The organism is Bifidobacterium porcinum (assembly GCF_055378475.1).
Window position 1 is genome coordinate 1,706,604 of the sequence record NZ_AP029603.1, and the last position, 13,715, is coordinate 1,720,318.

A 13,715-nucleotide genomic window follows, 5' to 3' on the forward strand; every position below is an offset into this window, starting at 1 on the left:
ATGGACCCCGAAATGAGTTGCGCCGCCATACCCGACTGGGTACGACGGCGCAATGGTTAGGATTCAGGCGATCAATGCCGGGCGGGAATCTGCCCCGCGGGACATCACTTCACGCGCTCAGAAGCCTCTTCGGTGGCTGCGACACCGAGACGATCGACGCGCATCTTGTGGCCCTCAGCCTGCGAGACGCCATAGTATGCGGCGATGGCGATGTCCTCCATATCCTCGATGAGCGGGATACGCGGGTTCGCCGGCGTGCACTGGTCCTCATAGGCGCGCATGCCGATGCGGTCGATAAGCGACCAGTACGTATCCTCGTCAACACCGCAGGCCTTGAAGCTGGCGTCCATACCGAGCTTGTTGTCTCGGTAATCCTCGATAGCGCGGGCGAGGTTCTCCACACCTTCCTCAGGGGTCTTGCCCGGATCGATGCCAATCAGACGGGCGATTTCCTGGTAGCGCTGCGGGGCCACGTACTTGTTGTACTTCGGCCAGCTGGTCGGTTCGGACGGGACCTGGCCGTTGTAGCGGATGACATACGGCAGCAGGATGGCGTTCGTGTGGCCGTGGACCACGTGGCACAGCGCACCGATGGTGTGCGCCATGCTGTGGCACATGCCGAGGAAGCCGGAGCCGAAGGCCATGCCAGCCATGGTGGCGGCGTTGTGCATATGTTCCTGCGCGGCGGTCTTCTCAAGACCGGCTTCACCGTTGACGGACTCGGACAGGTTGTCCCAGATGATCTTGATGGCGTGCAGCGCCATGGCGTCGGTGAAGTCGTTGGAGTACACGGACACGTAGGCCTCGATTGCGTGGGTAAGGGCGTCCATGCCGGAATCGCAGGCCAAGCGACGCGGCTGGGTGCGGGCGAGCACCGGGTCGACGATGGCCACGGACGGGGTCAACGCGTAATCGGTGATCGGGTACTTGTAGCCGGTCTTGTGGTCGGTGATGACGGCGTACGGAGTGACCTCCGAACCGGTGCCGGAAGAGGTCGGGATGCACACGAGCTTGGCCTTCTCGCCGAGCGGCGGGATCTTGAACGCGCGCTTACGGATATCGAAGAACTTCTCGCGCACATCGGAGAAGGCGATCTCCGGGTGCTCGTACATGAGCCACATGACCTTCGCGGCGTCCATCGCGGAGCCACCGCCAACGGCGATAATGGTGTCGGGCTTGAACTCGTCACGCATCATGGAGGCGCCGCGCTCGACGGTCTCGACCGACGGTTCCGGCTCGACGTAGTCGATGATGCGGAAGGTGACGCGGTTCTGGCGGGCGCGCAGCTGGTCGATGATCTTGTCGACCACGCCGAGCTGCTCCATGACCTTGTCGCACACGATGACCGCGCGGTTGAGGTTGTACATGTCGCGCAGATACCGGATCGCGTTCGGCTCGAAATAGGTCTTCGGCGGCACCTTGAACCACTGCATGTTGTTGTTCCTCCGTGCGATGCGCTTGATGTTGATGAGGTTGACGGCCTGGACGTTGCCGGACACCGAGTTGCCGCCGTAGGAGCCGCAGCCCAGGGTCAGGGACGGGGCGATGGAGTTGTAGATATCGCCGATGCCACCAAGCGAGCTCGGGGAGTTCCAGATGATACGGCAAGCGTGCATGCGCAGACCGAATTCACGGGCCAGATCCTGGTTGTTGGTGTGGATGGCGGCGGTGTGGCCGGCGCCATGCTTGAGCATCTCTTCGCACATCTCGAAAGCCTGCTCCTTATTGTCGGCCTTGAGCACGGCCTGCACCGGGCAGAGCTTTTCGAGAGTAAGCGGCTCCATCTCGCCGACTTCCTTGCATTCGGCGGCAAGGATGGTCACATCGGCGGGCACTTCGAAGCCAGCCTCATGGGCGATGTACTGCGGGGACTTGCCCGGCACGACGGAGTTGAGCTTCGGGGAACCACCGGAATAGGAGGTGCAGCCGAACATGTACTGCTCAAGCTTGGCCTTCTCGTCGGGGTTCACAAAGTAGGCCTTGCGACGCTTGAGTTCCTTGACCAGCGGGTCGTAGACGTCCTTGTGGGCGATGATCGCCTGCTCTGTGGCGCAGATCATACCGTAATCGAAATGCTTGGAGAGGATGAGGTCGTTGGCGGCACGCTCGACATCGACATCGGCATCGACGTACGCCGGAGCATTGCCCGGGCCGACGCCGAGTGCCGGCTTGCCGGAGGTGTACGCAGCCTTGACCATACCCGGGCCGCCGGTCGCGAGAATCGTGGCGACGCCGTCGTGGCGCATGAGGGCACCGGTCGCCTCGATGGACGGATGCTCAATCCACTGGATACAGTTCTCAGGCGCGCCTGCGGCGATGGCCGCGTCACGCACAATCTTGGCGGCCGCGACCGAGCACTTCTGCGCGAACGGATGGAAGCCGAAGACGATCGGACACCGGGTCTTAAGCGCAATCAAGGACTTGAAAATCGCAGTCGAAGTCGGGTTGGTGACCGGGGTGACACCCGCGACCACACCGACCGGCTCGGCGATTTCATCAATGCCGAGGACATCGTCGGAACGGATGATGCCGACGGTCTTCTGCCCCGCCAAATAGTGGGTAACGTGCTCGCACGCGAAGATATTCTTGGTGGCCTTGTCTTCCACAAGACCACGGCCGGTCTCGTCCACAGCCATCTTCGCCAGCTGCAGATGCTTGTTCAGCGCTGCGACGGAAGCCTTCGCGACGATGTGATCGACCTGCTTCTGATCAAGCTTCTCAAACTCCTTCAGGGCAACCTGGGCCTTCTTGACCAGCTCGTCGACCTCGGCCTGAGCCGCGATCAGCTTCTCTTCGGGGCTTGGCTTGGTAGCCTCTGTTTTCTTTGCTTCTGCCAATTGGTCCTCCTCGAGCCTGTACTGCAAAAGGGGTCGCCGCCGGTCGGCGGCTCGTCACCGGAATCTGTGACCTTCATCACAATGTAGCGGATAACCGGTACGTTCTCATGCTTGCGTGGTGTTGAGCGTTTCATGAGAATCGGCGAGCACCTCATGGTATCAACTGAATGGTTTTTGTTCGATTCTGTGAGTTTCGCTCGACAATGCGGCAGATACCCCAACATGTGACCATATCGTGTGCGATGTTTGCGCAAACAGGCTACGCAGACCTTACAATGGCACCATGAAAAATCCGCCATTGCACCGTTACGCCACACGGCCAGGTCTCTACTTCACCGACGATGGCGGGGCGGATGCCGTCGTCAGATCGGAAACAGCCGACCGCATCTGGTTGTGCGTCTACGAGCCACTCGACCGCCCTTCCGCCTTCTACAACGAAGCGGTTCGCCTGTTCAAGGGGTCCCCCATCCCATGGACGCAAGAAGTGCGGCTCTTCCCCATCTGCTCGCGCATCATCGAATCCATGTACGTGCGCGAAACCCTGTTCGCAATGAGCGGTCCGAACTACGGCCTGTGGTATGTCCACCTGCCCAAGGCCTGGGACGGCATGCGCTACGCCTATCGCGTGGACGGGCAATGGAATCCCAAACATGACGTGCGTTTCAACCCGCACAAAATCCTGCTCGACCCTTACGGCAAGGGCATCGACGGGACCATGAAACTCGACGCCCCCGCATTCTCCTACGAGTGCACCATCGACAACGGGGTCGTCCACGGATCCCCCGACGGCAACATGAGCACACTTGACTCCCTCGGCAGCATGCCGGTGTCCGTCGCCATCGACGACCGAGACACCACCAAGCACGAAGGCGAGCCCTCCCATCCCCACGTGCCGTGGAGCAAAACCGTCATCTACGAGCTGCATGTCAAAGGCTTCACAGCGAACGCGCCGTGGCTGCCTCCGGAATTGCGCGGGACATATGCAGGGCTCGCCCACCCCGCTACCCTGTCCTACTTGCAGACACTCGGCGTCACCTCGATTGAGCTGCTGCCAATCCAAGCCAAACAGGATGAGCTGTTTCTCCAGCAACGCGGCCGGCACAACTATTGGGGGTATTCGACGCTCGGATACTTCGCGCCGGAGCCGTCCTACGCCACGCAGGCCGCACAACGTTCAGGCCCGCGCGCGGTTCGCCAGGAAGTCATCGACATGGTCCGAGCCCTGCACGAGGCCGGATTCGAAGTCATCATGGACGTGGTCTACAACCACACATGCGAAGGCGGTACCGACGGGCCGACCGTATGCTGGAGAGGGCTGGACGAGCTGTCCTACTACCGGCACCAGCGCAACAATCCCGGCCGGTTGGAAGACACCACCGGCTGCGGCAACACGCTTGACTTTTCCAACACGCATGTCGTGACCTTCGCCATCGACAGCCTGCGGTACTGGGCCAAACGGATCGGCGTCGACGGCTTCCGCTTCGACCTGGCCGCCTCGCTTGCACGTCTCGACGGCAACTTCACCAAGCATCACCCCTTCCTGTACGCCTTGCGCAGCGACATGCTGCTGGGCAACCTGAAACTCATCATGGAGCCTTGGGATGTCGGCTATCAAGGGTGGCGCACCGGCCAGTTCGGTATGCCCTTCGGCGAGTGGAACGACACCTTCCGCAACTCGGTCAGGCAATTCTGGTTGACCGATCCGGTCGACCGGCCGGGCAACGGGGAAACCGGCATGCAGGAGATGGCCACCCGGTTGTGCGGTTCCGCAGACCTCTTCGCCACCGAGCCAGGACGCGGCGCTCCGTCGTCGATCAACTTCATTTCCTGTCATGACGGCTTCACCACCGCCGACCTGACCGCCTACGCCCGCAAACACAACGAGGACAACGGCGAAGACAACAACGACGGGTCGAATGTGAACTATTCAGTCAACTTCGGGCACGAAGGACCGTCCGACGACCCCGCCATCAACCAGCACCGCGAACGGGCCACGCTCAATCTTCTCGGCACGTTGCTGCTGTCGCTGGGCACGCCGATGCTCCAAGCCGGTGACGAGTTCGGCAACAGCCAGCAAGGCAACAACAACGCCTACTGCCAAGACAACGACATCACATGGCTGCAATGGGATTGGATGGACTCGACCGGCAAGAACAGTCAGCTGCGGATTTTTGAATCTGTGTCGCGGCTGATTTCCGCACGCAAATCCCTCTCGCTGTTCCATACCGAAGATTTCTACACGCGTCTGACACAAATCGGGCTGTTCAAGCAGTCCAGCCGCGTGCAATGGTTCCTGCCAGACGGCAACGCGCCGGTGGACAGGGACTGGTCGAATCCTACGACACGCCGGTTCGCCATGCGTCTGATCGCACGAAATTCTGCCGATCTGCTCATCATCATCAACGGTGATGCCGGTGACCGCAGCTTCCGTCTGCCAGCCGACAGCTCATGGCAGACTGTGTGGAGTTCGGCCCAAGCCGAAGGCATCGAGCCCGCCCCAGGCACCAAAGTCAGTGTGGCCCAGCACTCGCCTGACATGAATTGGATGGCGATGCGCCTGACGCGGCACCCGCTGAGCGACGTCATCGCCCAAGTCCAAAACACGCCGCATGACTCGACGTCGGTGATGACGCCGCCAGTTCCAAACGTCATCGCGCAAGCCGACGCAGCCGAACAGCTCCGTGCCCCGCATCAAGGCGTTCCTGCCGACGCAAGAGCACAGACAGGCGCAATGGCTGGAACCAGTGCCGATGCAACCGGGAATACGGCACCGGGCACAAGCTCACGCAATACCGCCAAGTCGGCGACGCAGCATCATAACAATCATGACGACGCTAAGCCAGAGCAGGAGTCGTGGATGGTGCCAGAGTACAGCATCACGCTCATGCAGCAGATCAAGCCGAAAAATCAGGCAGACTGATTGAACCGGCTAGGGGTGACGGCGGCGCAGTATAGATGGCTTCTGCACCGCCGGAGCACCCCCTTCCGGAGCAACACCCCTCCGAAGCAATCCCTTGTGTCAAGGAATTCTCAATTTCTCTGGATATTGGCAAAATCGCCGAGATATTCAGGAAAATGTCTCAATATCTCCCTCAAATCGCTGACAGACACGAGATATTGAGATATTGCCGTCGGTGAGGGTACATTGACTTACGGCAAATCGTTGATATTCTGCGATTTTCTCGGGTCACGCATCGGGGCAGGTGGATCGCGGAATCCAAATGTCTCGCGCAATCGCGCCAACATCAAGAGATATTTGGATGTATTTCGCAATTTCTCGGGCAATCAGGCCATCTGCTCAAGATATTGAATTCATGTGGTCATGTACCCGTCATGCGTTGCAGGGAGCGATTACTAACAGTCGCACAGGCAGGCGAGACGCCACTAGACTGCGCAATTCCTTCACCGCTCAAACCAACACAGCGGTGATACGACAAATGCCGGCACCCTTTCGGGATACCGGCATCTGTAACGCGCAATAGCGCGAACAAGCAAACTTAACGCTTGGAGAACTGCGGAGCGCGACGTGCCTTGTGCAGACCAGCCTTCTTGCGCTCGACGACACGGGAGTCGCGAGTCAGGAAGCCGGCCTTCTTCAGCGCGATACGGTTCGCGTCACGATCGACCGCGTTCAGGGCGCGGGCGACACCGAGGCGGATAGCACCGGCCTGGCCGGTGGTGCCGCCGCCGTCCACGAGGACGATGGCGTCGAACTTGCCCTCAAGCTTGAGCAGCACGATCGGGGAATTCACCTCACGCTGCAGCAGCTTCGACGGGAAATATTCCTCGAGCGTGTGACCGTTGATCGTCCACTTGCCGGTACCCGGAACCAGACGGACACGGGCGACGGCTTCCTTGCGGCGGCCAGTGCCGTAGCAAGGTGCAATCTGGGACGTACCGGTACCAGCGCCGGCGTTGGTTTCGGTGGTGTACGAGGTGAGCTCCTCTTCGGTCTCGAGAACCGCGGAGTCGTTGGTGTTTTCAGCCATGTTTCTTTATCTCCCTTCGGTTCACTTGGCCTGCTGAGAAACCTGCGCGATCTCGAAGACCTGCGGCTTCTGCGGGGTGTGCGGATGCTCTTCGCCGGCGAAGACGTGCAGACGGTTGAGCTGCACCTTCGTAAGACGGTTCTTCGGCAGCATGCCACGGACGGCGGCAGTGATGATACGCTCCGGCTTGCGCTCGAGCAGGTCGGCGTACTTGTCGCGACGCAGGCCACCAGGACGGCCGGAGTGCGAGTACAGCACCTTGTCGAGCTTGTTGCCAGTCAGCGCCACCTTCGCGGCGTTGATGACGATGACATGATTGCCGGAATCGGCATGCGGCGCGTACGTCGGCTTGTTCTTGCCGCGCAGCAGGATAGCGACCTGCGTCGCGAGACGGCCGAGCACCACGTCGGTGGCGTCGACGACGTACCACTCATGAGTCAGATCATCTGGCTTCGGTGTGAAAGTCTTCACGATTGTACCTTTTCTCATATTGTGTTCCAAACCTAACCGCCCGCAAGCGCGAAACGGCCCGGTTTTCTTATCGTGGGCTCCCTGAAAGTCCTCGATGGCGAGTGGGAAAGCGCTTTGAAGGACCCCTTGGGAACACAACAGTCGATAAGTATATCGTCTCCCCTGCCCAAACGCAACACGCCACCACGCCGTATATACAACGGTGGCCTGCCGGAATACAACCGACAGGCCACCGCGATTCGCCCGACAATACGTCAGGAATTCATAATCTTCGTCAGCGACTTCAGGCGCTCATTGTCGAAGAGCTCCTCAAGCGGAACAACGTTGCCGTCATAATCCGCGAGCGGGATACGCCAGTTCGGGTACTCGTTGTTGGTGCCCGGCTGGTTCTGTGCGCGCTTCTCGCCGACGGCGTCGGTGATGGATGCCGCGATGAGCTTGCTCGGCGCATCCTTGAGACCGCGGTACAGCGCCTCAACGATCTGCTGCTCATTGGCCTTCTCGTCCTTGAGCAGTTCCGCGTCAAGATAGCCGTTGTCGACGAGCATCTTGAGCATCGCGTTGTGCTCCTTGGTTGCGGATGCCTGGAATTCCTCGACCGGGCAGTCCAGCAAGTTGAGCTTCTCGCGGATTTTCACCTGCTCATACTCGAGGTAACCGTAAGACGGCGGCATATCGTGGGTGTTGACCGAAGCAAGTGCATACTCGCGCCAAGTCTTCGGGGCCTTGAACTTGCCGTCCATCTGTTCGAACCATTCAACAGCGCAACCGAGCACGCCGTGACGTCCGAGCGACTTCGTCACGAAATCGGGGACCACGCCGAGATCTTCGCCGACGACCACGCCGTTGGCGCGCGCCGCTTCAATGGCGAGAATGCCGAGCATGACCTCGGAATCGTAGTACACGTAGGCGCCGTGCTTGGCGCCCTTGCCCTGCGGGATCCACCACAGGCGGAACAGGCCCAGGATATGGTCGATGCGGACGGCACCCGCACGGGCGAACATGCCGTGCACCATCTCGCGGTACACCTGATATCCGGTGTTTTCCAGCTGGATTGGGTTGAGCGGAGGCTGGCTCCAGTCCTGACCCTGCTGGTTGAAGTAATCCGGCGGCGCGCCGACCGTGGCGCCCTTGGCGAAACGCTCAGGATTCCACCACACGTCGGATCCGGCAGGATGGACACCAACGGCCATATCGGCCATCAGACCGATCTTCATGCCGGCGTCTTTCGCCGCACGCTGGGCGGATTCGAGCTGCTCGCCGGCAATCCATTCGAGCCAACGATAGAACTCGAGCGTGTCGGGGAACTGGTTGCGCAGCGCCGCGACCTGCGCGGAATCCTTGGCGTACTTGCGCTCCCAGTTGTCCGGCGTGTCTTCGGGCTTGCCCCACTTGTCGTAGCACAGGCACCACGTGGCATAGGATTCGAGCTCGGCGCCCTGCTCCTTCTTGTACACGTCGAAGTCAGCCTGGCGGCCGGCAGAGCGTCCCGCCTTGAACACCAGCCACAGCGCACGCATCTTCATACGCCACATGGTGTCGCGGTCGATGAGCTGCGCGTCGCCGTTGAGCGGTTCGACCTGGGAGTGCAGCTCCTCGATCTGCTTGCGAGCGGCGTCATCAAGCTGCTTGTATTCCGGAATGGACTCCGGGCGAATGTACGTGAAGTTCACGAAACGACGGCTGATCGGCAGATACGGAGACGGGGTCAGCGGAGCCACTGGCTCACTGCCGTGGACCGGGTTGATGAGCATGAAATCGGCGCCGGTCTTGCGTTTGGCTTCCACGAGGAGGGTCTTGAGATCCTCGAAATCACCGACACCCCACGAACCGTTGGAACGAATCGAATACAGCTGAGCCATCCAGCCCCACAGCTGGTTGTTCTTCATCGGGTCGATCAGCTCGATCTTCTCCGGAGCGCTGATCAGTGTGGCGTCCTGCTCGCGGTCACCAACACGCACATGCAGCGTGTGGTAGCCGATCGGAAGATCCTTCGGCAGGGCCAGCGAGGCGGTCGCGACGAACTTGCCGTCCAACGAATACGCCTGAGAGCCGTCGCCTGCCCCGGCGACGAGCTCGCCGTCATACTGCCGGCCATCTTCCAAGGTGATGGTCGCCGACGGAATCTCCAGGATGCCGGTATTGACCAGCACGGAGTCCTCCTTGCCGACCGTATGCAGGACGGTCGGAGGAACCAGACGCGCGTGGCGTTCGTCGAGAATGGTGCGGATGGAACGTTCAATGGCCTCATCGTTCGATGCATCCACGCCAAGCGCCGCGAGTACCGCCACGAGGACGTCGTCCTCGATTTCGTGGTAGTCGTTACTTTGGCCGACATAGCTGGTGCCAATGCCGACGAGCTTGGCAAGACGAATCAGAGGACGAGCGAGGCGCTCATCGTTTTCGGTCTTCTCTGTCATACGTTCAAGTGTAAGCCCAAAAAGCGACCAGAAGAAGACGAAATCCCGGATTCATCGACAGTTTTCTGGGATTTTAATTCGATTCGCCCGTCTGCGCTGCTTCCAACCTGCGCTGTGCGCACCGCGCCACGGACGGGGAGGTGTCAGCGCTCAGACGTTGCAAGGTCTCTTGCGAGGCTCGAGGATTGAGGGCTACCGCGCGTCGCACCATGCCCGCGAGGACGACCGGGGCGCCGGGTTCGCACGACACGCCAAGCGTGGACAGGAAGTCCAAAGTGTCCGCGTCGACTTCAGGGTTCTGCGCCCCCTCAAGACGCATCTTCCAAGATGTACGGGGGTTGCGCAGAGCGGCGTCACGCACCGAGGGATCGGGGTCCTTGGTCAGACGCCCCACCAGCCAGTTCTTGTCATCCTGATTCGCGGCGACCCCACGACGCACCTGAGGTTCGGGATCTTCCGAGAGTTTGACCAAGATATTCGGGAACGGCATCTCGGTAGCCAAAAACACCCGGTCTTCAAGCGGCGTATGCTGATTGCCCGCGACCGCCTCAAGCAGTGCGGTGGCGCGGGAGAAGGCTGCTTGCAACGAACGGTCCGGCAACGGGCGACGCGCGTATTCGTGCAGTTCGGCGACGTCATCGGTATGGCGCAGGCGTTCGTAGGTGACGGTCAGCGGTTCGAAGGACGCGGCTGCGGTGTCGGGCGTGGCGGATTCACTGGGCGCGTCAGAATCACCGGGTGTGGCAGAATCCGGCGTACCGGTATCAGACGCGTCGGAAGCCGGCGTACCGACGTCGGATGTGTCTGTATCTGTCTCGGATACGTTGACGTCAGGCGCGTCGGTATCGGATGCCATAGTGTTAGGCGCCTCAGCAACCGATTCGCCTTCGGATTGCTGATGTTGAAGCTGCCCGTCTTGGGGCTGCCCCTCCTGCAACTGCCCCTCCTGTGAGGCCGCAGTCGCCTCTTCGTGTTGCGATGCTGTCGTCTCGCTCATGCCGTCACTCATACCCCTCACTGTATCGCCCGGTGTTCGACACCAATCCGCTCGGCGTGCACCGATCCGCTGAAGGCCTCGACGACACGCGCGCTGAACTCTTGCGCCTTCGGTTGCTCGATCAGCGCATCAAGGCGAACGACATCGGTGTACTGTTCGTTGTCCCGTACGCCGTCGGATTGCGCAATGAGATGGGTGAGCGTGTCAAGCTGCGGATAACCGACCGTCATCCGCAACCGCACACAGGTGGCGATTCTCGCGGTATCTGCCGCCTTGACTGCCAATGACGCCGCCGAAGAATACGCCCGCGTCAAGCCGCCGGACCCCAGCAGAATACCGCCGAAATATCGGGTGACCGTCACCACGCAATCCGTAAGACGATTGGCGCGAAGCACATCGAGAATCGGCTTGCCGGCAGTGCCCGAGGGCTCGCCGTCATCGCTCATCCGCTCTGCGAGCCGCCCTTGATCGCCGCATATCGCGGCATAGGCCACATGACGCGCCTTCGGGTGGCGTTCGCGAATCGTCTCCACGAAAGACACCGCTTGCGCAAGCTCGTCAACATGGCAGATGTCGGCGATGAACTCGGACTTCTTGTCCGTAAGCGACCCTTGTGCGGGGACGGATGCGGGGTTGAGCACCGTGAATGATTCAGTCATAACAGCTTCCACGATAGCGCATGGGATGATGGCGCACGCACGACTGGTTTTTCGATTAGGCCTGATGCGCTGGACCGAATGCATTCCAGCGGGGCGACATGGCGGATGTCGGGCGACAACGGGGTGCGGCACCGCCCGACACGCCGAGACACGCCTCGACACGACGCACGAAGTACCGGAATGTGGACATATTCATTAACGGAAAAATGTTAACGCAAAACCAGAATATTTACGCGGGAAATCGGGATGACAACGAATGCAGTTTTCCCGCTGTACCGAGCAACGGACCATCAGAAAATGCTGAAATTCCGCCATTGTATAGATACAATGGAAGTACGGAGACGGCGGACAAAGGCGTACCTCCGGCTCCGCCCTACGTTCCAGTGGGCAACGATGCCCGCCGAATCAATCGTTTCTCATTCAAATGGCATGAACCGGATACACGGGCACATGTCCACCGACGAATGAGCGGAACAATCAGGTGATGTAGGCTTGCCCCATTCCCGGACGATTCCGCGACTTGCGCGTCTCAACAGGGCTAGCGAACCCCGACCACGTATCACTTGGCCAGATCATCGATGTCACGCTCGCGGTATCCTATCTCTCCTCACGCGAACCGGAGAGTAATGGCATCGATCGCATGCAAAATAATCTCAATCTTGCGAAATCGTTGCGGAAACGAGAGATATCGAGATTGTGCCATGATACTTCTTCGGGCATAGGACCGCCACAACCGTGGTCGGGACCGTGGATGGGATGGCGTGGACATGCACGCGTGCAGGGCTGCTCGACACCGAAAAGCGGGGCCATTGGGTATAGGGCATCTGCACCGCTTAGAGCAGATTAGAGGTCGAATCTGTTGTTGCGCGTATCAAGTTTTGGCTCCACGTTGCGGGTTTACGGTGTCGCCGCGGGCGGTTGTCTGATACCGGTCGGCGCCGGTGTGGACCGGTTCCGATTCCGATACGCGTTCTCCGATTCAGTCCACAGGCTCGGCCGGATGTCTTGCCGTCGCGCCGACGACCAGCCCAAAGAAATCCGCGAATCATTGAAATCCCGGGGGTTTACAGCGATGCCATGATTGACGGACAGGCCAAGTCCAATGCCAGCACGGACTGAATCAGTTTTCAGTTCGCATCCTCCGATTCGGTCCGCGATCCGGACGATCCGTGCAGCTACACTTGCGACGGATGATTGTGATGATGTGGTTTGAGCGCTGGGATTCCGAGGATTTGCGGTGTTGCCGTCGTCGACGGACAGGCGCTGGTGTGGACTGGTTCCGATTCCGACGCGCAATTTGCGATTCAGTCCGCGGACTTGGCCTCTAGGGTGGGTGAGTGTCACTTGGTTAGAGCCAGGCCTACCGGAAGATTATTGGTATTCTGCGGTTTTCGTCGTGGGCGTGACCTGCGGGAGGTGTAATGATCGGCACCTTTGCGGACTGGATTGATTTTCGACTATTATTCTCCGATTCGGTCCGCGATCCGGGCGGCTCAAGTGACTCGCCGCGCAATGGTTGATTATCGCAGTGCATACAAATCACTGGAATTCCGCCTGTTTACGTTGATACCATGGCTGGGAGCCATGTCCGTTGCGACGCCGGTAGGGACCGGTTCCGATTCCATCGCGCGATTCGCGATTGAGTCCATCAGCCTAGGCTGATGCTCGGCTGCCGCGACAACGGTCGACCCCGAAGTCATCGGCGAATCGTTGGAATCCCGGGGGTTTACAGCGATGCCATGATTGGCGGGCAGGTCCGGTCCAATGCCGACACGGACCGGTTCCGATTCCGCCCAGCGTTCTCCGATTCAGTGCAGGAATGTTCGATTACCCGCCTAGGTTCCAACCTGTCCACGGTCAATCCTCTTCCACCCCGCCGCTCAAATCATCCAAATGGACCGATACCGACCGGCAACATTGATGGCACCGACAAGTCAACCCGCAAAGCGCATGCCTCGGCATGCGATAGCCGCAGAACATGGCCAGTCACGGCAACTTTCCGTCAATATTTGCTCAGCCGTGCATGACACGGCATACAGGACGCGCGCGGAGACCGGAACAATAATCAAGACCCACGCGCTCCACCGCCGGACACATATTTCGCCGATAACCCCAGGTTTTGCAAGGATTTTGCGGGCATGAAAAAAGGGCTTCCGGGATTGTCCGGAAGCCCATGGGCGGAGTCAGAGGGATTCGAACCCTCGAGCCGCTAAATGCGACTAACACCTTAGCAGGGTGCCCCTATCGGCCACTCAGGCATGACTCCATGTTGCGTCGCTGAGCGCAACATCACATTACCATACCACCTTTCGCCGACGAGTGCACATCACGCCACGCCCATC

General features: G+C 60.0%; 7 protein-coding genes and 1 tRNA gene. 1 reads left to right on the top strand and 7 read right to left on the bottom strand.

The annotated features are described in order from the left end of the window. Positions 1–104: 104 nt before the first annotated feature. Entirely contained in the window at positions 105–2,837 is a 2,733-nt protein-coding gene (gene adhE, locus ACZ41G_RS06835; protein WP_033505973.1) for a bifunctional acetaldehyde-CoA/alcohol dehydrogenase, read from the bottom strand. A 283-nt stretch (positions 2,838–3,120) separates the two neighbouring features. On the opposite strand from adhE, the gene glgX reads away from it, so the two are divergent. Then, the gene (glgX, locus tag ACZ41G_RS06840) at positions 3,121–5,757 is read left to right on the top strand and encodes a glycogen debranching protein GlgX (RefSeq protein ID WP_464145053.1); all 2,637 of its coding nucleotides are present in this window, start codon (positions 3,121–3,123) and stop codon (positions 5,755–5,757) included. 577 nt (positions 5,758–6,334) lie between these two features. Here glgX and rpsI read toward each other — a convergent pair. The 6 genes from rpsI to ACZ41G_RS06870 form a co-directional block, all read right to left on the bottom strand. Continuing rightward, positions 6,335–6,826, bottom strand: a complete 492-nt coding sequence (gene rpsI, locus ACZ41G_RS06845; protein ID WP_015450977.1) for a 30S ribosomal protein S9 — start codon at positions 6,824–6,826, stop codon at positions 6,335–6,337. A gap of 21 nt (positions 6,827–6,847) precedes the next feature. Continuing rightward, complete coding sequence (gene rplM, locus ACZ41G_RS06850) at positions 6,848–7,297, bottom strand: 50S ribosomal protein L13 (protein ID WP_464146258.1); 450 nt, start codon at positions 7,295–7,297, stop codon at positions 6,848–6,850. Between the two features lie 254 nt (positions 7,298–7,551). Next, positions 7,552–9,717, bottom strand: a complete 2,166-nt coding sequence (gene malQ / locus ACZ41G_RS06855; RefSeq protein WP_412170458.1) for a 4-alpha-glucanotransferase — start codon at positions 9,715–9,717, stop codon at positions 7,552–7,554. 73 nt (positions 9,718–9,790) lie between these two features. Continuing rightward, a complete protein-coding gene (locus ACZ41G_RS06860) occupies positions 9,791–10,573 on the bottom strand; it encodes an AbrB family transcriptional regulator (protein WP_441482320.1) in 783 nt (260 codons plus the stop codon). A gap of 158 nt (positions 10,574–10,731) precedes the next feature. Then, entirely contained in the window at positions 10,732–11,373 is a 642-nt protein-coding gene (locus ACZ41G_RS06865) for an IMPACT family protein (protein WP_464145054.1), read from the bottom strand. A gap of 2,178 nt (positions 11,374–13,551) precedes the next feature. Further along, positions 13,552–13,639, bottom strand: a tRNA-Ser gene (locus ACZ41G_RS06870). Between the last annotated feature and the right edge of the window lie 76 nt (positions 13,640–13,715).

What these genes read in the sequence shown, in the direction of transcription:
- ACZ41G_RS06865 (WP_464145054.1), bottom strand. Translation starts at nt 11,373, where the DNA reads ATGACTGAATCATTCACGGTGCTCAACCCCGCATCCGTCCCCGCACAA.
- glgX (WP_464145053.1), top strand. Translation starts at nt 3,121, where the DNA reads ATGAAAAATCCGCCATTGCACCGTTACGCCACACGGCCAGGTCTCTAC.
- malQ (WP_412170458.1), bottom strand. Translation starts at nt 9,717, where the DNA reads ATGACAGAGAAGACCGAAAACGATGAGCGCCTCGCTCGTCCTCTGATT.
- ACZ41G_RS06860 (WP_441482320.1), bottom strand. Translation starts at nt 10,573, where the DNA reads ATGGCATCCGATACCGACGCGCCTGACGTCAACGTATCCGAGACAGAT.
- rpsI (WP_015450977.1), bottom strand. Translation starts at nt 6,826, where the DNA reads ATGGCTGAAAACACCAACGACTCCGCGGTTCTCGAGACCGAAGAGGAG.